Below are 21,945 nucleotides of genomic sequence, written 5' to 3'. Positions count from 1 at the left end.
CGATCATGCGCACGGATAGTCCTAATTTGGACACCATTTTTATTTACCAAGACAAGGACTTATCGCCATGGATATTCTTCGCGTACTGATCGCCATATTGCTGCCGCCGCTCGGGGTCTTCCTGCAGGTAGGTTTTGGTGGGGCATTCTGGCTGAATGTGCTGCTGACCATCTGCGGCTATATTCCGGGCATAGTGCATGCGGTATGGATTATTGCCAAACGATAGGCCGCCATAGCCCAACGAAAAGGCCGGGATGACAGCGTCATCCCGGCCTTTCTTTTGCGTCAACGACCTGAGCAATCGAGCCGCAAAATCGTCTTCTGTTGCCGGCAGCGCTAGGTCACCGCCCCGCCAACCCTGCCCCGGCCGAACCAACGCTCTGCAGTGGCCGCAGCAGTCGTCTTGACCTCGTCATCTATATACATGCTTACCATTGCCAAGGCACCGGCAAAGACGCCGAGATCATCGGTAAAGCCGACAAAGGGCGTAAAGTCGGGCATAGCGTCGATGGGCGCAATAAAATACGCCAGTGCGCTGATAATCACTGCCTTCGCCCAGCCTGGAGTTTCTGGCCGGCGAGCGGCGTAATAAAGGCACAAGGCCTTTTCGACCACTTCCCGGCCGGCCTTCTTGGCGTACTCGGCGAGTTTCTGCCAGAACGCTTTATCGGAATATTGATGTGCCATTGCTAGTTACCTCGCTGACCGCATGAATCGCAGCCACTTCAGTGGGGTGATTAAACATCCGTCTGCCAATAGAATGGGACATAATTCTTTAATTTACAATAACGAGACATTTCTCAAGAAAATCTGCGTACATTGCAGCTCGGAACGTCCCGATGCGTCGATCCAGGTGGAAGACGAAACGACGTGACGGCTTACTAGATAGACAATGGCGAGAGCACTTTAGTTTGCGGCCGGATCAAAACCCTTGATGACGGTGCGATTGCGGCCTGCGTCCTTGGCTTGATAGAGACAGATGTCGGCATCTCTCAACCAGATATCGCGGTCTGTTTGACCCTCAAGCACGCAACCACCGATGGATACAGTCACAGGCCCACCGGGCGAGGAAAGTTGTTCTGCGACGCTGCGCTGTATGTGTGCCGCGGTGCCAGCAAGCCCCTGACGTCCCACTTTGGGCACCAGCAATACAAACTCCTCGCCGCCCAGGCGAAAAATGCGGTCCGAGGCGCGGGAGGCATTTTTGATGACGCCTACGAAATCGATCAGCACGCGGTCGCCGACGCTATGACCAAAACGGTCGTTGACTGATTTGAAGTGATCCAGATCCAGCACCAGCAGGCCAAAGCTCATGCCGTAGCGCTGGCTATCAGCGATGGCGATATCCAGCTCTTCATCCATGGTTCTGCGGTTGCCGATGCCCGTCAGCGGATCGAGCGTTGCCAGCAACGCCAGCTGTCGCCGTTGAAAGCGACTGCGGTAGGCGAAAACGAAGGCAAACAGGCTGGCGAGCAAGTAGGTCACCACAAAAGACATCATCTGATAGTGACTCTCGAAAATGTCTCCCGGATGCTGCCAGCCGTAGATACATACAGCAACCAGTGTAGTCAGGGTTGCGATCAAGCTCTGTACGGGGGGTACCACGAAAAAGTTGAACAGCACCAGACAGTACAGCCAGAACAGGCCGTTGATACCCAGCTTGATGGTGACCAGAAATCCGCCAAGCGAATAGATGATCGCGAGAAACTGGCCAGGCCGTACTGTGTTGCCGGTACGCCAGGCGTACAGCACGGCGAATGACGTCCCCAATACCAGAAAGGTATCGGTAAAACCGACCAGCCAGTTGCCTTCATGCAGCCGATAGACGGCGTAGGGCGTTACGCCAAACACCGAACAGATCCCAACCAGGGTCACTATAGATAACTGAAAATCGCTTTTCAGCCTCCCCCATAAATCGGACATCAGGCATTACCTTGGATAGCTTGTTGTTATTGTAGTTTCTATCTGTGAAGTGGCGCCCCGCGTAGCCACATGGTTACACGAACATGTCTTTGCGCCCAGCGAGCCGATACGGAACGCGAGGAACATTAACCACTGAAGCAAAAAATGACAACCGCTTGATGGCAGCCTGATACTTATGCCCTCAGGCACGGCCAATACGCCCTGTCAGTTCGCTGCGGCAGTGCCCTGAATGCGTTTGACCATGGCGCGCAAGCCGTTGCCCCGGGTAACACTCAGATGTTTCAGCAGGTTCAGCTCGGCGAAGTAGGCTTCTACGTCGAAGTCGGTTACCTGCTGGGGTGTCTTGCCATTATAGGCAGCCAGAACCACTGCCAGCAGGCCTTTGACGATAAAGGCATCGCTGTCAGCTTCGAAAAACAGCTTGCCGTCACGGACATCACTGACCAGCCAGACCTGACTCTGACAGCCGCGAACGAGGTTCTGTTCGGTGCGTGCGGCCTCATCAAGTGGCGGGAGCTCCTTGCCCAAATCGATTATGTATTTGTATCGATCTTCCCAATTGTCGAAAAAAGACAGGGTATCGACAATATCGTCGCTTGTTATCTCGGTGCCAAATCGGCTCATGTGCAAGACCCTTGGAAAAGCGTATTCAGAACTGTCATCTGCCCCGTGGCAGCAGACGACATGTCAGCGGGAGTCGGCTATCAGAAGAACATACCGGTTTCGAGCTGAGCCTCTTCGCTCATCATCTCGCGCTGCCAAGGCGGATCGAAAACCAGCTCAACCCGGACGTTCTCGACATTCGGGACTCGGCGCACCCGATATTCTACATCGCCAACCAATACCGGCCCCATGCCGCAGCCCGGGGCGGTCAGCGTCATGTTGATGGTGACCGCGTGGCTTGCCTGATCAATCGCCAGTGAGTAGATCAGCCCCAGATTAACCAGGTCGACCGGTATCTCGGGATCATAGACCGTCTTGAGCGCGTCCCAGACCTGCTCTTCGCTGATCTGGTCATCGCTGGGTTCGGGAAACGATAACAGCTCAGGCTCCAGTCCCAACGCCGCAGCGTCAGTGCCGTCTACCCGCACCATCTGACCGTGGTAGGTTACGGTGTAGTTGCCGCCCAACGCCTGGGTGATGGTGACAAAGGTATCTTTGGGGATGGTCAGCGGCGTGCCATCGGGTACCCGCCGCGCAGGACAATCGGCCTGCGCTACTACCATGCGTCTCTCCATACTCATCCGCGCTCTGCCCTGCTAATTGACACTGAAGCTCTCTCCACAGCCACACTCGTCCTTCACGTTGGGGTTGATGAACCTGATCTGCTGGTTCACGCCTTCTCGCACGAGGTCAATCTGGGTGCCGGAGAGTACCTGCAGGCTGTCACTGTCGACCAGAAGCTCTACCTGCTCATCCAACTGGTAATGCAGATCGCTCGCGCTGGCCTGTTCGACCAGATCAATGGCATACATGAAGCCGGTGCAGCCGCTCTTTTTCACACTGAGGCGTACCGATTTGCCGGGCGCATTGCCCAACTGCCGGCGAAAATGCGACAGCGCGGCGGGACTGACGGTCACCACCTGACTGTTAGGGTCAAAGGATTCAACACTCATCTTATGCACTCCTAAATAAGGAACTGCCTTGCCTTGTCCAACGCCTCGAACAGGCGATCAACGTCTGCTCGGGTGTTGTAGAAACTGAAACTGGCCCGCACGGTGCCGGCAATACCAAACTGCTCCATGATTGGCTGGGCGCAATGGTTGCCGGTGCGCACTGCCACACCCTGCTGGTCCAGCAGAAGCCCCACATCATTGGGGTGGGCGCCTTTGAGCAAAAAGCTCATGACGCTGGTCTTCTGCTGAGCAGTGCCGACCAGGCGCAGACCGGGCGTTGCCCTTGCCCGCTCTTCAGCGTAAGCAAGCAGGTCGGCCTCATGCGCTGCCGCGCCCACACGGTCAAGCTGCTGCAGATAATCCACAGCGGCGCCTAGACCGATCACCCCGGCAATATCCGGCGTGCCGGCTTCAAACTTGTAGGGCAACTGGTTGAAACGAGTACCAGCGAAGCTGACCGTTTCGATCATTTCGCCACCGCCCTGATAGGGCGGCATGGCTTCAAGCAACGCCGCCTTGCCGTAGAGCACGCCAAGCCCGGTGGGGCCGAACAGCTTGTGCGCGGAAAACACGTAAAAGTCACAATCCAGCGCCTGCACATCTACCGGCCAGTGGCTGACCGCCTGCGCGCCGTCTATCAGTGTCAGCGCACCCGCTGCGCGTGCCAGACGAACGATTTCCTGCACTGGGTTTACAGTGCCCAGAGCATTGGACACGTGCCCACAGGCCACCATGCGCACGCGATCGTCAAGCATTGCGTCCAGCGCCGCCAGGTCGATGGTGCCATCGTCCGATACCGGAATAGGCTCGACCGAAGCACCCTTCTCCTCGGCCACCAACTGCCAGGGCACTATGTTGGAGTGGTGCTCCATGGCTGAGACCAGCACCCGGTCACCAGGGTTCAGGTTATGCCTGCCCCAGCTGCTGGCGACCAGGTTTATTCCTTCCGTGGTGCCGCGGGTCCAGATCACCTGGCGTGCTTCGGGAGCGTTGATGAACTCCGCGACCTTTACCCGGGCATTCTCGAACTTCTGCGTTGCGCGGTCGGCCAGAGCATGAGCACCACGGTGCACGTTGCTGTTGTCCTGCTCGTAGTAGTCGACTATCGCCTGAATAACCGCGCGCGGTTTCTGCGTGGTTGCTGCGTTGTCGAGGTATACCAGCGGGTGGCCGTTGACCTCCTGTTGCAGGATCGGAAAATCTGCGCGTACACGCTCGGCGTCAAAGGCGGGCTTGACCTGCTCACTCATAATTCAAGTGTCCTACCTGCTCGCTGCCCTGACCAAATAGCGACGCCAGGCGTGGGCGCAGGTAATCCTGAATCGCCTGCTCTGGCACCTGCGTCAGCAGCTCGTTGATAAACCCGAAGCTCAGCATGGTGGTGGCATCAGCCGCGGAAATACCGCGACTTTGCAGGTAATAAAGAGAGGTTTCATCCAATTGCGAGATGGTCGCGCCATGGGCGCAGCGCACATCGTCAGCGTAGATTTCCAGCTCCGGTTTGGTATTGATTTCGGCTGTGCGCGACGTCAGCAGGTTCTTGTTGCTAAGCTCGGCCAGAGTCTTCTGTGCCTGCGGATGAATATGAATGCGGCCGTTGAACACAGCCTTCGCCGAGTCACCAATGATGCCGCGGAAAACTTCATTGCTGGTGCAATGCGGCACGCAGTGTTCAACATTGGTGTGATAGTCGATTACCTGCTTGTTGCGCGGCAGATACACACCGTTGAGCTCCATGTGTGCGCCTTCACCGCGCATATTGATCTGGTAATCAATACGTTTGAGACGGCTGCCCTGCGCCAGGGTAAAACCGTGGAAGCGGGCATCGCGGTGCAGATCGGCGTGTACGCCGCCGACGTGCAGCAGATTCTCTTCTTCCAGATTGATGCGGTAGTGCTGCAGGCGGGCATTGGCGCCCACGACCACTTCAGTAAGACTGTTGACGAAGCCGTTCTGCTCGCGCGTATCGGAGGCAAAATGCTCGATCACCTCGGCCTCACTGCCCTCTTCCAACACTACCAGCAGCCGCTGGCTGGCAACCGCTGGCTCAGCCTCTGGCGTAGCCACGTTGAGCACATACACCGGCTTGGCCAGGCGCTGATTGCGTGGCACGTGCAGCAGAATGCCGTCTTCGGCCCAGGCGTTGCTCAAGGCCGCAAAAAGATGGCGCTGACTGTCGACCACCTGGCCCAGGTGTTGCTGGATAAGCGCCTGCTGCGCATCATCGGCGTCGCCAAAGCGCACCAGTTCCGCAGGCAAGGCAGTGGAGCGTGCAGCATTGAAGCGACCATTGACGAACACCAGGCAAGTGGCGTCCAGCTCAACACGCTCAACCGCATCTATCGCGCTGTCGTCGGCTGCCCCACCCCAGCGCAGGGTGCTTTGCTGTTGCAGCGGCGCGAGGGAAATGTACTTCCACAACTCGGTCTTGCGGCCTGGCCAGCTAGCGGCGGCCCAACTGGCAGCGCCCTGCTTGCGCAAGGGTTGCAACCAGGGCGCCGGGCTCTGCTCGTGCGCCAGTTGCAATGCGTTTTGCTGAAAATCAGTCATTGAATCAGGCAACCTCGTTTTCCAACCAGCCGTAGCCTTTGGCTTCCAGCTCAAGAGCCAGGCTCTTGTCGCCAGACTTGACGATGCGACCACCGGCCAGCACGTGAACGTAATCGGGAATGATGTAATCCAGCAGGCGCTGATAATGCGTCACTACCAGAAAGCTGCGGTTGCCGTCGCGCATGGCGTTCACACCGTCTGCGACAACCTGCAGGGCATCGATGTCCAGACCCGAGTCGGTTTCATCGAGAATGCACAGATCCGGCTCCAGCAGCATCATCTGCATGATCTCGTTGCGCTTCTTCTCACCGCCGGAAAAGCCCTCATTCACGCCGCGCTTGAGAAAGCTGGCATCCAGGTTGACGCGCTTGCAGGTTTCACGCGCCAGTTTGAGAAAGTCCACAGAGGACAGTTCGGGCTGGGCATGGTGCTTGCGCTTGGCGTCGACCGCCGCCTTGAGAAACTCCATATTGCTGACGCCGGGAATCTCTACCGGATACTGGAAGGCCAGAAACAGGCCCTCGCGGGCGCGCTCTTCGGTGTCCATCTCCAGCAGGTCACGCCCCTTGAACGTAACGCTACCGGCCGTGGCCGTGTAACCGGGGCGTCCTGACAACACATTACCCAGCGTGCTTTTGCCAGAGCCGTTTGGGCCCATGATGGCATGCACTTCGCCTGGCTTAACCTCGATGGACAAGCCTTTGAGGATATCCTTCTCTTCAACTTTCCCGTACAAGTCATTGATCTTTAACATGTATCACTGCCTGATAAATTACTTTAACTGGTGACGCCGCCGTGGCCACGCCGCGGTAAATGCAAACCTGGCCTAGCCGACCGAACCTTCAAGACTGACCTCAAGCAGCTTGCCTGCCTCGACCGCAAACTCCATGGGCAGCTCCTTGAATACTTCGCGGCAGAAACCGTTGACGATCATCGAGACCGCTTTTTCGGCGTCGAGCCCGCGCTGCTGGCACAAAAACAGCTGGTCGTCGCTGACCTTGGATGTCGTGGCTTCATGCTCTACCACTGCGCTCGGATTCTTGCTCTCGATATACGGGAAGGTGTGCGCGCCGCAACGGTCACCGATCAGTAACGAATCACACTGGGTGTAGTTACGCGCGCCTTCGGCGCCGGGGTTGATGCGCACCAGGCCACGATAGGCGCTGTCGCTGCGTCCAGCGGAAATACCCTTGGCGATGATGGTCGAGCGGGTGTTCTTGCCCAGGTGGATCATCTTGGTGCCGGTATCGGCCTGCTGGAAGTTGTTGGTCAGGGCAACCGAGTAGAACTCGCCAACACTGTTGTCACCCTTGAGCACACAGCTGGGGTATTTCCAGGTAACCGCAGAGCCGGTCTCGACCTGGGTCCAGGAAATTTTCGCGTTGGTGTGGGCAATGCCGCGCTTGGTCACGAAGTTGTATATACCGCCCTTGCCTTCGGCGTTACCCGGATACCAGTTCTGCACCGTCGAATACTTGATCTGCGCATCGTCCAGGGCCACCAGCTCAACCACCGCGGCGTGCAACTGGTTTTCATCGCGCATGGGAGCAGTACAGCCTTCGAGGTAGCTCACGTAGGAGCCTTCATCGGCCACGATCAGGGTGCGCTCGAACTGCCCGGTGTTCATCTCGTTGATGCGGAAGTAGGTCGACAGCTCCATCGGGCAACGCACGCCCTTGGGGATATACACAAAGGAGCCATCGGAAAATACCGCCGAGTTCAGCGCCGCGTAATAGTTGTCCTTCTGCGGGACTACGCTGCCAAGGTACTTCTTCAGCAGGTCTGGGTATTTGTGCACGGCCTCGCTGATCGGGCAGAAAATAACGCCCGCCTCATACAGCTTCTCGCGGAAGGTAGTGACAACCGAGACCGAGTCAAATACCGCATCTACCGCCACGCCGGCGAGCATTTCCTGCTCGTGCAGGGGAATGCCCAGCTTCTCGTAGGTTCTCAGCAGCTCAGGGTCCACCTCATCAAGGCTTTTCGGCTTGCTGTCCATGCTCTTGGGCGCGGAATAATAGGACACCGCCTGAAAGTCGATCTCGGGATAATGCACGTGGGCCCAGGTAGGCTCTTCCATTTCCTGCCAGGCGCGAAACGCCTTCAGACGCCATTCCAGCAGCCACTCGGGCTCTTCCTTCTTGGCGGAGATAAAGCGCACCACGTCTTCGTCCAGACCTGGTGGCAGCGTCTCCGACTCGATGACGGAATGGAATCCGGCCGCGTAATCCTTCTTGATCAGGCTCTCGACTTGTTCAGTCACGGTATCACCTCAATCCTGCCGACCCTTGTATCCGGGTCGCCACTTCATAGTTCAGGCATTGCATCACCCTTGGACGATGCAGCGATGGAAGGCTCTGCGGCCTCTTCAGATAATGCGTTCCAGCTCGTTTACTGTCTGCCGAGCCGAAATGGAGCAATGATCCTGGCGCGATTTGACTCGCTGAATGTCATCGCGCGAGACCAGATCAGCCAAGGTGATGTCATTCAGGAACTGACGCAGTCGGGAACTCAGGTCCGACCACAGATGGTGAGTAAGGCAGACCTCGCCATGCTGGCAATCGCCCTTGCCCAGACAGCGCGTGGCATCCATGGAGTCATTCACCGCCTCGACAATCTGCGCAACGCTGATAGCTGCCGGGCCGCCAGACAGACGATAACCGCCGCCAGGGCCTCTCACACTCTCAACCAGCTTGCTGCGCCTGAGCTTGGCAAACAGTTGTTCCAGATAGGAAATGGACACGCCCTGGCGCAACGAAATATCGGCCAGAGTGATGGGTCCCTGATCTTCATGCAGTGCCAGATCCAGCATGGCTGTCACGGCGTAACGACCCTTGGTGGTCAGTCGCATAGGCGCTCTCAAGCGGTTGAAATCTGACGAACACTATGCAATATCCAAGCAAAACAGTCAAGTATTCGGGCGTCCTTCCGGGGCGCATTATAGAGAGTCGAAGCGACTGCCGAAAGCAAAATGGCGTCGTAACATTTACATTGATCCAACAGAAAAGCATTCAAGCAATAGCGCTGACAATGCTAAGGTTTCAAGGTTTAGCACCCCCATAACAAGGAGCCACCTCAGAATGAGCCATCACAAGCAGTTCTATATCAATGGTAAGTGGGTCGAGCCCAAGGGCGACAAGACGCTGGATGTGATCAACCCCGCCACCGAAGAAGCCGTAGCCACCATTGCGCTGGGCAACAAGGAAGACGTTGATCTGGCAGTATCAGCCGCCAAGAACGCTTTCGATTCCTACTCCAGCACCAGCCGTGAAGAGCGCATCGCCCTGCTTGAGCGGGTTATGGCGGTATTCAAGAACCGCATGGGTGAAGTGGCCGAAGCCATTTCCATCGAAATGGGCGCCCCCGCCAAATTGTCGAAGATGGCGCAAGCGCCTTCCGGTCTGGGCCACTTTGCGGCCGCGCTGGAAGCGCTGAAGGAGTTCGAATTCGAAGAGCAGATCGGTAACACCCAGGTAGTCAAAGAGCCGATTGGGGTCTGCGGCCTGATTACGCCCTGGAACTGGCCGATGAACCAGTTGACCTGCAAGATTGCCCCAGCATTGGCTACTGGCTGCACCATGGTGCTCAAGCCGTCCGAAGTCGCGCCCCTGTCTGCGCTGCTGCTGGCCGAGATTCTGGATGAAGCTGGCGTGCCTGCCGGCGTATTCAATCTGGTCAATGGCGATGGCCCAACCGTCGGTGCAGCCATGTCTGCCCACCCTGACATCGACATGATGTCCTTCACCGGCTCTACCGGTGCCGGTCGCCAGGTCATGCAGAACGGCGCCCAGACCATCAAGCGCGTAGCACTGGAGCTGGGCGGCAAGTCTGCCAACATCCTGCTGGACGACGTTAACTTCGAGAAGATGGTTGCTCACGGCGTGATGTCCTGCATGAACAACAGCGGCCAGTCGTGCAACGCGCCCACCCGCATGCTGGTGCCCAATAGCCGCATGGACGAAGTAGCCGCCATCGCGCAGGCCACCGTGGCCAAGGTCAAGGCAGGCGACCCCAATGCTGATGACACAGTCATCGGTCCCGTTGTCTCCAAGGCACAGTGGAACAAGATCCAGGATCTGATCACCGCCGGTATCGAAGAAGGTGCCAAGGTCGTTGGCGGCGGTCCTGGCCGCCCAGAAGGGATCGACAAGGGCTACTACGTCAAGCCCACCGTGTTCAGCCACGTCAACAACGAAATGACCATCGCCCGTGAAGAAATCTTCGGGCCGGTTCTGTCGATCATCGGCTACGAAAACGAAGACGACGCGGTACGCATCGCCAACGACACCAACTACGGCCTGTCCGGCTACGTATCGTCCAGCGATCTCGAGCGCGCGCGCAAGGTAGCTCGTCGCATCCGCACCGGCATGGTTCACCTTAACGGCGCTCCACTGGACAACAAGGCGCCCTTTGGGGGCTACAAGGAGTCAGGTAACGGCCGCGAGTGGGGTCATTACGGCTTTGAAGACTTCCTCGAGATCAAATCGATCTTCGGCTATCACGCCAAGCAAGGCTGAAAGCAGCTGCAAGCGACAAGCTTCAAGCTGTAAGTAAACCCTGAAGCAAACAATAAAAAACCCGGCATCCGCCGGGTTTTTTATTTGCTTGCAGCTTGGAGCTTGCTGCTGGGTTTAACCCAGTGACTTCACCGCTTCAATCATCTGCACCATGACCTTCTGCGCGTCGCCGTAGACCATGGAGGTATTGTCAAGGAAGAACAGCTCGTTCTCGACGCCGGAGTATCCCTTGCCCTGACCACGCTTGACCACATACGCCTGGCGCGCCATGTCTACGTTCAGAATCGGCATGCCGTAGATCGGGCTCGACTTGCGGGTACGTGCCGCAGGGTTAACCACATCGTTGGCACCCAGCACGATAGCCACGTCTGCCTGGGCGAAGTCCTCGTTGATATCTTCCAGATCATAGATGATGTCGTAAGGTACGCCCGCTTCGGCCAGCAGTACGTTCATGTGGCCTGGCATACGACCGGCAACCGGGTGGATGGCAAAGGCCACTTCCACGCCCTGTTTCTGCAGCAGCTTCACGAACTCATAGAGCTTGTGCTGCGCCTGGGCAACCGCCAGACCGTAGCCCGGAACGATGATTACCTTGCTGGCGTAGTACATGGCAATGGCTGCGTCAGAGGCATCAGCCGCTTTCATGGTGCCTTCGATTTCGCCATCGCTGCCATCGTCTTCGCCACCGAAGTCACTGAAGATGATGTTGCTCACCTTGCGGTTCATTGCCTTGGCCATCATCAGCGTCAGCAGCGTACCGGCGGAGCCTACAACAGTACCGGCAATGATCATCGCGGGGTTCTGCAGCACAAAACCCTCAAAGGCAACAGCCAGGCCGGTAAAGGCGTTGTACAGTGAAATCACAACCGGCATGTCGGCACCGCCAATCGGCGTTGTCAGCATGATGCCCAGCACCAGCGCGATGATGAAGAAGAGCGCAACCACGAATACCGGCACTTGCACTACATCCATCAGACCCATGACGATAACCGCAGCGCCGAGTGCCAGCGCGGCACAGAACAGGCCGAGGTTGACATACTGCTGCTTGGGCAAACGCCAGGACTTGTTCATACGGCCGTCGAGCTTGGCCCACGCAACCAGAGACCCCGAGAGCGCAACCGCACCAATCAGACCGCCCAGAATGGCCAGCAGCGTCACTACCGGGCCATGCGCCAGGGCATTGCCGGAAAACAGCTCGGTCGCCGCAATGGCAGCAGCAGCGCCGCCGCCCATGCCGTTATAGAGCGCAACCATTTGCGGCATATCGGTCATTGCAACGCGCTTGCCACTGAACCACGCCCAGGTAACACCCAGGCCCAGGGCGACCACCAGCAGCAACAGGTTGGTGCCTAGATAAGGCTCGGCACGGGGGGCCACATCGAAGCCATACAGGAAGGCTGCGGCGACCGCCAGGACCATGCCGCCACCGGCGACCACAATACCGGAGCGCGCGGTAACCGGACTGGCCATACGCTTGAGGCCATACAGGAATAGAAAGGCTGCGACAAAGTAGGCCGCGTCAATCAGAAAAGCACTGAACATGGTCTACTTACTCCTTGTCTGCGCCAGGCGCTTTGTTGGTGGGCTTGAACATTTCCAGCATGCGCTCGGTGACCACATAGCCACCTGCGGCGTTGCCGGCACCCAGCAGAACACCAACGAAGCCGATGACCTGCTCCAGCGTGGAGCCAGCGTTCAGCAGAGCCCACATGGCGCCAACCACCACGATACCGTGGATGAAGTTGGAGCCCGACATCAAGGGCGTGTGCAGAATGGCCGGTACGCGGCCGATGATTTCATAACCGGCGAAGGCCGCCAGCAAGAAGATATACAGGGCAACAAAGCCTGTGATGGTTACGGACATATCCATTTCTTGGCTCCTTATGCCTGAGCTTCGACGGCGGCGCGGGCCGCCTCGTTGCGAATTTCACCCTCGTGGGTAAGTACGCTCTTGGCCAGCACTTCGTCTTCCCAATCGAGCTTCAATTCGCCTTCTTCAACCATCAGCGAAACCAGTGCCAGCAGGTTACGCGAGTACAGCTCGGAAGCGTGCTCGGCCAGATTGCTGGTGATGTTCAGCGGTGCAACGATGGTTGCCGGTCCCACTTCAACTGTTTCACCTGGCTTGGTCAGCGGCGTATTGCCACCGCCCTCGGCAGCCAGGTCGATGATGATGGCACCGTTTTTCATACCCATGATCTGGGCTTCGGTGATGATTTTCGGGCTGGGCTTGCCAGGAATGGATGCCGTGGTAATTACCGCATCGGCCTGCTGGATATGGCGCGTCAGTACCGCCTCCACTTCCTGTTTTTCCTCGGCAGTCAGTTCGCGGGCGTAACCGCCCTCGCCCACCGCGTTCACACCGGTCTCGACGAACTTGCCGCCCACCGACTGAACCTGCTCCTTGACCTCGGGGCGCACATCGTAACCCTCGATCATGGCACCCAGACGCTTGGCAGTCGCCAGCGCCTGCAGGCCGGCGACGCCAGCGCCCATGACCAGAACCTTGGCCGGGCGTAGCGAGCCAACAGCGGTGGTCATCATGGGCAGAATACGGTTCAGGTTGGTGGCTGCCAGCAACGCGGCGTAGTAGCCAGCCAGCGCAGCTTGTGACGACAATGCATCCATCGCCTGGGCGCGGGTAATACGAGGCACCAGTTCCATCGCGAAGCAGGTAATCCTGCGCTCTTGCAGCGCCTTGACCACCGCAGGCTCGCGCTGCGCATAGATGAAGCTGAACAGCACAGAGCCCTCGGCCATCTGCGCAACATCTTCTACGGTTGGCGGCTGCACCCGGAAAATCAGCTTGGCGCCCTCGCCAGAACCCAGGCTTACACCGGCCTCGGTATACGCACTATCGGGAATACGCGCGGCATTGCCGGCACCGGATTCCACGCTGATATCAAGCCCCAGCTTCTGCAGCTTGGCTGCAACGGACGGGACCAGGGCGACACGTTTTTCGTGCTCCCTGGTCTCTCTGGGAATGTACAAAGGAATAGACATAGTGACTCCTCGTCGACGAAAAGGCGCGTATAATAGCGCAGCCACGCCAGCAAACGCGACAAAAGGTTGCACATAAGCGACAGATATACCGAATGAATCAAGCCGATGCAGGTACGCCTTCGTGCGCGAACTCTTGCTGGTACTCGCGCATGAGCTGCTGATTGTCATGCTGCCAGGGGTGAAAATCCTCGCGATAGAAGTCTCGGTACACGCCCCACAAGCTGGATAGAAAGCCGCCACGGCCCCACAGCCAGGACATCCCCTTGCGCCACATGCGCAGATTGCTCAGCTCGCCGTCCCGGCGCAGCATGTGCCACATCCCCAACGTCACATCCTTGAGAAAGAAGAACGTCGACTGCCGCATCGCAGCGCGCAGCAATTTGCGGTCACCGCACACCTGCATGTAGACGTCGAAGGCGACTGCCTTGTGCTCTGTTTCTTCCAGGGCGTGCCAGCGCCAGATACGCTGCATGGGCTCGATAGCACCGTCAAACCATTGCCGTTCACGCAGCACCGCATCAGCCATGATCGCGGTGAAGTGTTCCATGGCGACGGTGCCCGCCAACTGACGCTCGGGCGAGAAGTGCTTCTGCACGTAGCGTATTCGCCGCTTGACCGGCTGCATCAGCTTGTCGACGTCATATCCAAGGTCGCTGAGACGCTGGTTGTACTCAATATGTTCGCGACTGTGATGCCCTTCCTGGCCGATAAAGCCCTTGATCAGCGCAAGCTGCTCGGCATCCTCGATCTGCGGGCGAAAATGTCGCACCGAGTCTATGAAAAAGCGTTCGCCGTCGGGGAACAGGATCGACATGGAGTTGAAAAAATGGGTCTTGAACGGGTCGCCTCCGTGCCAATAACGCGGCAGGGTTTCGGGTAGTTCGAAGTCAATACGGCGGGGTTGAATTGTCAGGTCCGCCGGCTGCATTGCTGTCATGGGTCACCTCGTACTGGTCTGCTGCCATTATCTTCAGGATGCAACGGGAGTCATCAGGTGTTCTATCCTCTGCCCTGTGCGGGGGGAACACAAGTCCGTTTCATCCAGGCTACAACTGGCACATTCTCTGCAACCATCTACTGTTACTAAAGATTTCGGCGTTTGCCAATTTATGGGGGTGTACATGGATGCGGTCATCGGCTTTCTGAATACGATTTTTTGGGGCTATGTACTCATATACGGTCTTCTGGCCGTCGGTGTGTTTTTTACCGTGCGACTGGGTTTTCTGCAATTTCTGCATTTTGGCGAAATGGTTCGCTCGATTCTGGGTTCACGCAAGAGCGACAAGGCGGGGATCTCACCGTTCCAAGCGCTCTGTACCAGCCTGGCTTCGCGGGTCGGCACCGGCAATCTTGCCGGGGTCGCAGTAGCACTCTACCTGGGCGGCGCTGGCGCCATCTTCTGGATGTGGATGGTTGCCCTGGTCGGCATGGCGACAGCGTATTCCGAGAGCAGCCTCGCGCAGCTCTACAAAGTGCGTGACGGCGAAGGACAGTATCGCGGTGGTCCGGCTTTCTACATTGCCAAGGGCCTCAAGGCGCCCTGGGCTGGCAGCGTCTTTTCGGTCTGCCTGATTATCTCCTTCGGCCTGGTATTCAATGCGGTACAAGCCAACTCGATTGCTGACGCCATGGAGGGTGCCTTTGGCTTCTCCAAGCTGGCGGTAGGTGTGGTTATTGCGGCTCTGGCTGGCCTGGTCATCTTTGGCGGACTACGCTCAATTGCGCGCTTTGCCGAGATAATCGTGCCCTTCATGGCCGCTGCCTACGTGCTTATGGCCTTGTATGTTCTGGTGATGAACATCAGCGAAGTGCCAGGCGTAATCGCGTTGATATTCAAGAGTGCGTTCGGGCTCGAAGAGGCTACCGGCGGTGTTGCCGGGTCAGTCACCGCAGCCATGCTCAATGGTATCAAGCGGGGCCTGTTCTCCAACGAAGCTGGCATGGGCTCCGCTCCCAACGTTGCCGCCACTGCCACTCCCGCGCCCCACCATCCCTCTTCGCAGGGGTTCGTCCAGGCAATGGGCGTGTTCATTGATACTCTGGTGATATGCACAGCCACGGCGGTGATGATACTGCTGTCAGGGGTGCTTGAACCGGGTAACGGCGTAACCGGCACGCAGTTGACGCAACTGGCGATGGAGGCGCATATCGGTGTTGCTGGCACCTATTTCATAGCAGTGGCCATTCTGTTTTTCGCTTTTACATCGATCGTCGCCAATTATTCCTATGCGGAAAATGCAATGATCTTCCTGGGGGTCGGCAACAAGGCAGGAATGCTGGTGCTGCGCTGCGCAGCGCTGGGCATGGTGATATGGGGCGCCTATCAGGCGGTGGGTACGGTGTTCAATGCTGCCGATGCGTCCATGGGGCTGATGGCAACGATCAATTTGATTGCCATCCTCATGTTGTCCGGTACCGTGGTGAAGCTGACCAAGGATTACATGGCTCAGCGCAAGGCCGGAGAAGAGCCAACCTTTAAGGCGGCCGACTACCCTGAACTCAAGGAAAAGATCAGCTCGGATATCTGGTACTAGCAGATAGGGCGAGCACCGTGCGCGGCGCTCGCCCTGCCATTTTTTCAGCCCTTCATTTCCTGCAGCGAATTGCCGCCGTCGACGACCAGCATCTGGCCGGTCATATAGCTGCAGCCTTCACTGGCCAGAAACAAGGCTACACGCGCCACTTCATCGGGCCTGCCGGGGCGACCTACCGGTGTGCGGCGACCTGCCTCGAGCTCTGCCGGCATACTTGAAGGTGTTTCAATCCAGCCCGGTGCAATGGCGTTGACCGTAATACCCTGCCCCGCCACCTCGTGCGCAATCGAGCGCGTCAGGCCGACCATCGCGGACTTGGCGGCGCTGTAGCCGGCAGTGCCGGGAAAGGTCACCAACGGACCGGTGACCGAAGCGATATTGATCACGCGACCAAAACCCACCTGCAACATATGCCGCAGCACCAGTTGGCTGACGTGTACACAGGTGTTGAGGTTCAGATCGATTTCTCGCTGCCAATGCTGGAACGGCATCTGATGAAACAACTCGCCGATCGGCTCAGCCACACCCGACTGAGTCATGCCGGCATTGTTCACCAGGATATCGACCTTGCCGAATCGCTCCATGACCTGCCCGATCAGCTCGGCCGCCTGCTCGGGGTGGGTCAGATCGGCGACCAGCGCCATGCTGCGTGCGCGCTCCGGGTCCAGCTCGTTCTGCCGCTGAAAGATGCGATTGGTGGTCGAGGTCAACACCACCGCCGCACCGGCTGCATAGAACATCTTCGCCGTCGCAAAGCCGATGCCATCGGGACTGCCGGCCCCGGTTACCAGGGCCACGCGGCCGGTAAGATCCGTCATGCTGTGCGGCATCACTATTGCGCCAGGCGCCAGGTGGTAACGCCCTTGCCGTCTTCCAGCACGACGCCCATGGCCGTCAGCTCATCGCGAATACGGTCGGACTCAGCCCAGTTCTTGTCTGCTCGCGCCTGCAGCCGTGCCTGAATCAAGGCCTCAACCGCTGCGGCGTCAACCTTGCCTGCGGCCCCAGTCTGCAGAAAAGCTTCCGGGTCAAGCTGCAGCACACCAAGTACCTCCGCCAACACACGCACGCGGGCAGCCAGCGCGGCAGCAGCAGACTGATCGCTGTCTTTGAGCCGGTTGACCTCGCGCACCATGTCAAAGAGCACAGCGCAGGCTTCTGGGGTATTGAAGTCATCGTCCATCGCGGCAGCAAAGCGTTCGGCGTAGTCGTCACCGCCTGCCGCAGGCACTTCCGGCAAGCCCTTGAGCGCATGATAAAAACGCTCGAGTGCGCCCTTGGCTTCCTTCAGGTTGTCTTCGGAGTAGTTGATGGCACTGCGATAATGACTGGATACCAGTAGGTAGCGCACCACCTCAGGGTGATACTTTTCCAGCACCTCGCGAATGGTGAAGAAGTTGCCCAGCGATTTGGACATTTTTTCGCCATCTACGCGCACCGCGCCCGCGTGCATCCAGCTGGCTGCGTACAGTTCGCCAGTCGCCGCTTCGCTCTGCGCGATCTCGTTCTCGTGGTGCGGGAAGACCAGATCCGGCCCGCCGCCGTGAATGTCGAAGGTATTACCCAGGCAGCAGGTAGACATCACCGAGCACTCGATGTGCCAGCCAGGACGTCCCTCTCCCCAGGGTGAAGTCCAGCTCGGTTCGCCAGGCTTGACGCCTTTCCAGAGGACGAAGTCCAGCGGATCCTCCTTTGCCTCATCCACCTCGACCCGCGCACCGCTGCGCAGGTCTTCGGTTTTCCTGCGCGACAGCTTGCCGTAGTCGGCAAAACGGCTGACGCGGTAGTACACATCACCGTTACCGGGTGCGTACGCAAAGCCCTTGTCGATCAGTGTCTGGATCATGCTGTGCATGCCAGGCACGTGCTCGCTGGCCTTGGGTTCCTGATCTGGGCGCTGCACATTCAGACGCGCTTCGTCTTCGTGCATAGCGGCGATCATGCGGCCAGTCAGCTGCTGAAAGGTCTCACCGTTTTCATTGGCGCGGCGGATGATCTTGTCGTCGATATCGGTGATATTGCGAATGTAGGTCAGGTCATAGCCACGGTGACGGAACCAGCGCGCCACCACGTCAAAGGCGACCATAACCCGCGCGTGGCCGATATGGCAGTAGTCGTATACGGTCATGCCGCACACATACATACGCACCTGATTGCCGATCAACGGTTTGAAGCTTTCCTTGGTCTTGCTCAGGGTGTTGTAGATCGTCAGCGCCATCAGTTACCCCAGGAGTCGCGCAAGGTGACAGTGCGGTTGAATACCGGACGCTCCGCGGTGGCATCTTTCGAGTCCAGGCAGAAGTAGCCCTCACGTTCGAACTGGAAGCGATCATCCACGCTGGCGCTCGCCAATGAGGGTTCGGCGCGGCAGCCTTTTAGGACAATCAGCGACTCGGCATTGATGTTGTCGAGAAAACCCGCGCCCTCCTCGCCCTTATCGGGATTGGGGGTCTTGAACAGGCGGTCATACAGGCGTACTTCACATTCAATGCTGGTCGCAGCGGGCACCCAGTGAATCACACCCTTGACCTTGCGGCCTTCGGGGTTCTTGCCCAATGTATCGGGATCATAGGAACACAACAGCTCGACAATGTTGCCGTCTGCGTCGGTCACCGCCTCATCCGCGCGGATCACATAGCTGCCGCGCAGGCGTACTTCACCGCCTGGCACGAGACGCTTGTAGCCCTTGGGCGGATCGACCATGTAGTCGTCCTGATCGATATAAATCTCGCGCTCGAACGGCAGCTCGCGCACCCCGATATCTTCTTTCGGGTGGCGCGGCAACTGCAGCAGCTCGGTCTTGTCCTGCGGATAATTGGTGATAGTGACCTTCAACGGCCTGAGCACGCACATGGCGCGTGGCGCGTGGGCGTCCAGATCATCACGAATGCAGAACTCGAGCACCCCCATGTCGACCACGCCATCAGACCGGGTCACACCAATACGCTCGCAGAACTCGCGAATCGACGCCGGCGTGTAGCCTCGGCGGCGGAAAGCACTGATGGTCGACATACGCGGATCATCCCAGCCGTCCACGTGCTTCTCGTCAACCAGTTGCTTGAGCTTGCGCTTGCTGGTCACCGTGTAGTTCAGGTTGAGCCGCGCGAATTCGTATTGGCGCGGCGTCGCCGGCACCGGCAGATTGTTCAGGCACCACTCGTACAGCGGGCGATGGTCCTCGAATTCCAGCGTGCAGATGGAGTGCGTGACGCCCTCGATTGCATCGGATTGGCCGTGGGTAAAATCATAGCTGGGATACACGCACCACTTGTCACCGGTCTGGTGATGATGGACGTGGCGAATGCGATAGAGGATGGGGTCGCGCAGGTTCATGTTGGGCGCGGCCATATCGATCTTGGCGCGCAGTACCTTGGCGCCATCGGCAAACTCGCCTGCAGTCATGCGCGCAAACTGATCCAGGTTTTCCTCGACGCTACGTTCGCGATACGGGCTGTTCTTGCCCGGCTCGGTCAGCGAGCCACGATATTCGCGCGCCTGCTCTGGCGACAGATCACAGACGTAGGCTTTGCCACCCTTGATCAGCTCGATGGCCCAAGCGTGCAACTGGTCAAAATAATCGGATGCGTAACGCACCTTGCCGGCCCATTCAAAGCCGAGCCACTCTACATCCTGCTTGATCGCATCGATGTATTCCTGCTCTTCCTTGGCCGGGTTGGTGTCGTCAAAGCGCAGGTTGCAGACACCGCCAAACTCCTTGGCCAGACCGAAATTCAGGCAGATCGACTTGGCGTGACCAATGTGCAGATAGCCATTAGGCTCGGGCGGAAAACGGGTAACAATGCTCTGGTGCTTGCCGGCATTCAGGTCTGACTGGACGATCTGGCGCAGGAAGTGACTGGGCGGCGTGGCTTCGGGTTTGTTCATAAGGTCAGCAAAACTCGCTACGGGTGAAGCCTGAGGCATCACGGATTTTGGCTAGGCCGAGTTGGCCAAAAGCCGTATCATACCCGAAACTGTCAAGCGCCTGAACGCGGTAACGCACATGCGCTACTCTACCCACCGAGATTTTTTGCCCGAGGACTGCCCGATGGTCAAACTGCATACAAACTACGGCGTTATCACTCTTGAACTCTTTGACGACAAAGCGCCCGAGACAGTCGAAAACTTCAAGCAGTACGTGCGCGATGGCCACTATGACGGCACCATCTTTCACCGCGTTATCAGCAACTTCATGATTCAGGGCGGCGGCTTTGAGCCTGGCATGAAACAGAAAGACACTCGCGACCCGATCAAGAACGAAGCCGACAACGGCGTAGGCAATGCCGTAGGCACTGTCGCCATGGCTCGCACGATGGACCCACATTCCGCCAGCGCCCAGTTCTTCATCAATGTTGCAGAAAACAGCTTCCTTAACCACACCGCGCCCTCCACCCAGGGCTGGGGTTACGCGGTATTCGGCAAGGTGAGCGATGGCATGGACGTGGTAGAGAAGATCAAGGCCGTCAGCACCACCTCGCGCGGCGGGCATCAGGATGTACCGGCAGACGACGTTATCATCGAACGCGCCGAATTGGTCGACTGAGCACTTTTTGCAGATGCGCTATCTGTTCATTTCCGATCTGCATCTTGAAGCAAAACGCCCGGACATTACCCGGGCGTTTTTGCAATGCCTGCACGAACAGGCCAGCGGTGTGGACGAGCTTTACATCCTGGGCGACTTCTTCGAAGTCTGGCTGGGTGATGACGCCATGGATGATCTGGGTCAGCTGGTAGTCAAGGCACTGGCCGAGCTGAGCGCAAATGGCGTGCGCATTTTCCTTATGCATGGCAACCGCGATTTTCTCCTGGGCCGACGTTTTTGCCGACTGGCAAAATGCACCCTGCTGCGCGACCCGAGCATCGTCAAGCTGAACGGCGAATCCGTTCTGCTGATGCATGGTGACAGTCTATGTACCGACGACCTGGACTACATGCGCATGCGCAAATGGCTGCGCAACCCGGCCAGCCGCTTTGTGCTGCGCCATCTGCCACTGCGCACCCGACAAAAAATCGGCCGCAAACTGCGCGATGAAAGCCAGAGCCGAACCCGCATGAAAGCCGCCGACATCACTGACGTCAATCTCGGCCAGGTAGCCGAGGCGATGCGCAATGCAGGCGTGCGTACCCTCATCCACGGCCACACCCACCGCCCCGCCCGCCACCCGTTGATGATCAACGGAGAACCGGCCGAGCGCATCGTGCTGGGCGATTGGGATCGTTCCGGATGGTATTTGCTGGTTGATGAAGGCGGCTACCATCTTGAGTCGTTCGCGCTGTGCGCGACCGACTCAAGCGGCAAGCCTTAAGCTGCAAACGGCAAGCCTTAAGCTGCAAGCTACAAGCTACAAGCTACAAGCGAAAAGCGAAAAGCGAAAAGCGAAAAGCGAAAAGCGAAAAGCGAAAAGCGAAAAGCGAAAAGCGAAAACGGAGTATGCCTTAACGCAAAACCCCCAGCTCTCACGAGACTGGGGGTTTTTCTTGCAGCTTGCGGCTTGAAGCTTGCCGCTGCTGTAACCGCGCTAAGCGCCGGTTACAGCTTGCCTTCCAACGCCGGGATGGCTTCAAACAGGTCTGCTACCAGACCGTAATCCGCTACCTGGAAAATCGGCGCTTCTTCGTCCTTGTTGATCGCAACGATCACCTTGGAGTCCTTCATGCCCGCCAGATGCTGGATGGCGCCGGAGATGCCGACCGCGACGTACAGCTGCGGCGCGACGATCTTGCCGGTCTGGCCAACCTGCATGTCGTTGGGAACGAAGCCTGCGTCTACTGCGGCGCGCGAGGCACCGACGGCAGCGCCCA

23 protein-coding genes are annotated in these 21,945 nt (G+C 58.1%); 5 read left to right on the top strand and 18 right to left on the bottom strand.

From position 1 onward, the window contains the following. The first annotated feature begins 67 nt into the window (after positions 1-67). A complete protein-coding gene (locus V7756_RS15395) occupies positions 68-226 on the top strand; it encodes a YqaE/Pmp3 family membrane protein (RefSeq protein WP_335611081.1) in 159 nt (52 codons plus the stop codon). Between the two features lie 110 nt (positions 227-336). Here the strand turns inward: V7756_RS15395 and V7756_RS15390 are convergent, their stop codons facing one another. The 10 genes from V7756_RS15390 to V7756_RS15345 form a co-directional block, all read right to left on the bottom strand. Next, complete coding sequence (locus tag V7756_RS15390; RefSeq protein WP_335611080.1) at positions 337-687, bottom strand: YkvA family protein; 351 nt, start codon at positions 685-687, stop codon at positions 337-339. Between the two features lie 219 nt (positions 688-906). After that, positions 907-1,923 carry a GGDEF domain-containing protein gene (locus V7756_RS15385; RefSeq protein WP_335611079.1) on the bottom strand — a complete coding sequence of 339 codons (1,017 nt, stop codon included), beginning with the start codon at positions 1,921-1,923 and terminating at the stop codon, positions 907-909. A 204-nt stretch (positions 1,924-2,127) separates the two neighbouring features. After that, a complete protein-coding gene (locus tag V7756_RS15380) occupies positions 2,128-2,547 on the bottom strand; it encodes a SufE family protein (protein WP_335611078.1) in 420 nt (139 codons plus the stop codon). An 80-nt stretch (positions 2,548-2,627) separates the two neighbouring features. Further along, positions 2,628-3,149, bottom strand: a complete 522-nt coding sequence (gene sufT / locus V7756_RS15375) for a putative Fe-S cluster assembly protein SufT (protein WP_335611077.1) — start codon at positions 3,147-3,149, stop codon at positions 2,628-2,630. Positions 3,150-3,182: 33 nt separating this feature from the next. Continuing rightward, positions 3,183-3,539 (bottom strand): HesB/IscA family protein, encoded by a 357-nt coding sequence (locus tag V7756_RS15370; RefSeq protein ID WP_335611076.1) that lies wholly within the window; start codon positions 3,537-3,539, stop codon positions 3,183-3,185. Between the two features lie 11 nt (positions 3,540-3,550). Further along, positions 3,551-4,789 (bottom strand): aminotransferase class V-fold PLP-dependent enzyme, encoded by a 1,239-nt coding sequence (locus tag V7756_RS15365; protein WP_335611075.1) that lies wholly within the window; start codon positions 4,787-4,789, stop codon positions 3,551-3,553. Continuing rightward, complete coding sequence (sufD, locus tag V7756_RS15360; protein WP_335611074.1) at positions 4,782-6,089, bottom strand: Fe-S cluster assembly protein SufD; 1,308 nt, start codon at positions 6,087-6,089, stop codon at positions 4,782-4,784. The genes V7756_RS15365 and sufD overlap by 8 nt, the downstream gene beginning before the upstream one ends. A 4-nt stretch (positions 6,090-6,093) precedes the next feature. Then, positions 6,094-6,843 carry a Fe-S cluster assembly ATPase SufC gene (sufC, locus tag V7756_RS15355; protein ID WP_335611073.1) on the bottom strand — a complete coding sequence of 250 codons (750 nt, stop codon included), beginning with the start codon at positions 6,841-6,843 and terminating at the stop codon, positions 6,094-6,096. 72 nt (positions 6,844-6,915) lie between these two features. Further along, positions 6,916-8,352 (bottom strand): Fe-S cluster assembly protein SufB, encoded by a 1,437-nt coding sequence (gene sufB, locus V7756_RS15350; RefSeq protein ID WP_335611072.1) that lies wholly within the window; start codon positions 8,350-8,352, stop codon positions 6,916-6,918. Positions 8,353-8,457: 105 nt separating this feature from the next. Continuing rightward, positions 8,458-8,940: a Fe-S cluster assembly transcription factor gene (locus V7756_RS15345; protein WP_335611071.1), complete on the bottom strand. Its 483-nt coding sequence runs from the start codon at positions 8,938-8,940 to the stop codon at positions 8,458-8,460. A gap of 229 nt (positions 8,941-9,169) precedes the next feature. On the opposite strand from V7756_RS15345, the gene V7756_RS15340 reads away from it, so the two are divergent. After that, positions 9,170-10,606: an aldehyde dehydrogenase family protein gene (locus V7756_RS15340; RefSeq protein WP_335611070.1), complete on the top strand. Its 1,437-nt coding sequence runs from the start codon at positions 9,170-9,172 to the stop codon at positions 10,604-10,606. A gap of 114 nt (positions 10,607-10,720) precedes the next feature. On the opposite strand, the gene V7756_RS15335 is transcribed toward V7756_RS15340, so the two are convergent. The 4 genes from V7756_RS15335 to V7756_RS15320 all read right to left on the bottom strand — a co-directional run bounded on the left by V7756_RS15335 (position 10,721) and on the right by V7756_RS15320 (position 14,546). Next, positions 10,721-12,148 (bottom strand): NAD(P)(+) transhydrogenase (Re/Si-specific) subunit beta, encoded by a 1,428-nt coding sequence (locus V7756_RS15335; protein WP_335611069.1) that lies wholly within the window; start codon positions 12,146-12,148, stop codon positions 10,721-10,723. Between the two features lie 7 nt (positions 12,149-12,155). Then, a complete protein-coding gene (locus V7756_RS15330; RefSeq protein WP_090475079.1) occupies positions 12,156-12,476 on the bottom strand; it encodes an NAD(P) transhydrogenase subunit alpha in 321 nt (106 codons plus the stop codon). Between the two features lie 11 nt (positions 12,477-12,487). After that, complete coding sequence (locus V7756_RS15325; RefSeq protein ID WP_335611068.1) at positions 12,488-13,609, bottom strand: NAD(P) transhydrogenase subunit alpha; 1,122 nt, start codon at positions 13,607-13,609, stop codon at positions 12,488-12,490. 97 nt (positions 13,610-13,706) lie between these two features. Then, positions 13,707-14,546: a metal-dependent hydrolase gene (locus V7756_RS15320; protein WP_335611067.1), complete on the bottom strand. Its 840-nt coding sequence runs from the start codon at positions 14,544-14,546 to the stop codon at positions 13,707-13,709. 172 nt (positions 14,547-14,718) lie between these two features. Between V7756_RS15320 and V7756_RS15315 the strand changes: the two genes are divergently transcribed. After that, positions 14,719-16,143, top strand: a complete 1,425-nt coding sequence (locus V7756_RS15315; protein ID WP_442909014.1) for an alanine/glycine:cation symporter family protein — start codon at positions 14,719-14,721, stop codon at positions 16,141-16,143. A 44-nt stretch (positions 16,144-16,187) separates the two neighbouring features. Here V7756_RS15315 and V7756_RS15310 read toward each other — a convergent pair whose 3' ends face one another. Genes V7756_RS15310 through V7756_RS15300 form a run of 3 tightly spaced genes read right to left on the bottom strand, consistent with a single transcriptional unit; the run spans position 16,188 to position 20,028 of the window. After that, on the bottom strand, positions 16,188-16,961 hold the full coding sequence (locus tag V7756_RS15310) for an SDR family NAD(P)-dependent oxidoreductase (RefSeq protein ID WP_335611065.1): 774 nt from the start codon (positions 16,959-16,961) through the stop codon (positions 16,188-16,190). Positions 16,962-16,975: 14 nt separating this feature from the next. Continuing rightward, a complete protein-coding gene (cysS, locus tag V7756_RS15305; RefSeq protein ID WP_335611064.1) occupies positions 16,976-18,361 on the bottom strand; it encodes a cysteine--tRNA ligase in 1,386 nt (461 codons plus the stop codon). Further along, a complete protein-coding gene (locus V7756_RS15300; RefSeq protein ID WP_335611063.1) occupies positions 18,361-20,028 on the bottom strand; it encodes a glutamine--tRNA ligase/YqeY domain fusion protein in 1,668 nt (555 codons plus the stop codon). The genes cysS and V7756_RS15300 overlap by 1 nt, the downstream gene beginning before the upstream one ends. Before the next feature lie 163 nt (positions 20,029-20,191). Here V7756_RS15300 and V7756_RS15295 point away from each other — a divergent pair, with 163 nt between their 5' ends. Beyond that, on the top strand, positions 20,192-20,686 hold the full coding sequence (locus V7756_RS15295) for a peptidylprolyl isomerase (RefSeq protein ID WP_335611062.1): 495 nt from the start codon (positions 20,192-20,194) through the stop codon (positions 20,684-20,686). Between the two features lie 13 nt (positions 20,687-20,699). After that, positions 20,700-21,449, top strand: a complete 750-nt coding sequence (locus V7756_RS15290) for a UDP-2,3-diacylglucosamine diphosphatase (protein ID WP_335611118.1) — start codon at positions 20,700-20,702, stop codon at positions 21,447-21,449. 224 nt (positions 21,450-21,673) lie between these two features. Here the strand turns inward: V7756_RS15290 and V7756_RS15285 are convergent. After that, on the bottom strand, positions 21,674-21,945 hold a 272-nt coding region (locus tag V7756_RS15285), incomplete at its 5' end, for an FAD-binding protein (RefSeq protein ID WP_335611061.1).

The sequence above is a fragment of the Halopseudomonas sp. genome (assembly GCF_036961105.1).
Classification (GTDB): Bacteria; Pseudomonadota; Gammaproteobacteria; order Pseudomonadales; family Pseudomonadaceae; genus Halopseudomonas.
The sequence above is the reverse complement of the archived record's forward strand: the minus strand, read 5'-3'. Positions and strand labels throughout refer to the sequence as shown.

What these genes read in the sequence shown, in the direction of transcription:
- cysS (WP_335611064.1), bottom strand. Translation starts at nt 18,361, where the DNA reads ATGGCGCTGACGATCTACAACACCCTGAGCAAGACCAAGGAAAGCTTC.
- V7756_RS15295 (WP_335611062.1), top strand. Translation starts at nt 20,192, where the DNA reads ATGGTCAAACTGCATACAAACTACGGCGTTATCACTCTTGAACTCTTT.
- V7756_RS15310 (WP_335611065.1), bottom strand. Translation starts at nt 16,961, where the DNA reads ATGACGGATCTTACCGGCCGCGTGGCCCTGGTAACCGGGGCCGGCAGT.
- V7756_RS15330 (WP_090475079.1), bottom strand. Translation starts at nt 12,476, where the DNA reads ATGGATATGTCCGTAACCATCACAGGCTTTGTTGCCCTGTATATCTTC.
- sufC (WP_335611073.1), bottom strand. Translation starts at nt 6,843, where the DNA reads ATGTTAAAGATCAATGACTTGTACGGGAAAGTTGAAGAGAAGGATATC.
- V7756_RS15300 (WP_335611063.1), bottom strand. Translation starts at nt 20,028, where the DNA reads ATGAACAAACCCGAAGCCACGCCGCCCAGTCACTTCCTGCGCCAGATC.
- V7756_RS15385 (WP_335611079.1), bottom strand. Translation starts at nt 1,923, where the DNA reads ATGTCCGATTTATGGGGGAGGCTGAAAAGCGATTTTCAGTTATCTATA.
- V7756_RS15290 (WP_335611118.1), top strand. Translation starts at nt 20,700, where the DNA reads ATGCGCTATCTGTTCATTTCCGATCTGCATCTTGAAGCAAAACGCCCG.
- sufD (WP_335611074.1), bottom strand. Translation starts at nt 6,089, where the DNA reads ATGACTGATTTTCAGCAAAACGCATTGCAACTGGCGCACGAGCAGAGC.
- V7756_RS15345 (WP_335611071.1), bottom strand. Translation starts at nt 8,940, where the DNA reads ATGCGACTGACCACCAAGGGTCGTTACGCCGTGACAGCCATGCTGGAT.
- V7756_RS15340 (WP_335611070.1), top strand. Translation starts at nt 9,170, where the DNA reads ATGAGCCATCACAAGCAGTTCTATATCAATGGTAAGTGGGTCGAGCCC.
- V7756_RS15370 (WP_335611076.1), bottom strand. Translation starts at nt 3,539, where the DNA reads ATGAGTGTTGAATCCTTTGACCCTAACAGTCAGGTGGTGACCGTCAGT.
- V7756_RS15325 (WP_335611068.1), bottom strand. Translation starts at nt 13,609, where the DNA reads ATGTCTATTCCTTTGTACATTCCCAGAGAGACCAGGGAGCACGAAAAA.
- V7756_RS15390 (WP_335611080.1), bottom strand. Translation starts at nt 687, where the DNA reads ATGGCACATCAATATTCCGATAAAGCGTTCTGGCAGAAACTCGCCGAG.
- sufT (WP_335611077.1), bottom strand. Translation starts at nt 3,149, where the DNA reads ATGGTAGTAGCGCAGGCCGATTGTCCTGCGCGGCGGGTACCCGATGGC.
- V7756_RS15380 (WP_335611078.1), bottom strand. Translation starts at nt 2,547, where the DNA reads ATGAGCCGATTTGGCACCGAGATAACAAGCGACGATATTGTCGATACC.
- V7756_RS15395 (WP_335611081.1), top strand. Translation starts at nt 68, where the DNA reads ATGGATATTCTTCGCGTACTGATCGCCATATTGCTGCCGCCGCTCGGG.
- V7756_RS15335 (WP_335611069.1), bottom strand. Translation starts at nt 12,148, where the DNA reads ATGTTCAGTGCTTTTCTGATTGACGCGGCCTACTTTGTCGCAGCCTTT.
- V7756_RS15315 (WP_442909014.1), top strand. Translation starts at nt 14,719, where the DNA reads ATGGGGGTGTACATGGATGCGGTCATCGGCTTTCTGAATACGATTTTT.
- V7756_RS15320 (WP_335611067.1), bottom strand. Translation starts at nt 14,546, where the DNA reads ATGACAGCAATGCAGCCGGCGGACCTGACAATTCAACCCCGCCGTATT.
- V7756_RS15365 (WP_335611075.1), bottom strand. Translation starts at nt 4,789, where the DNA reads ATGAGTGAGCAGGTCAAGCCCGCCTTTGACGCCGAGCGTGTACGCGCA.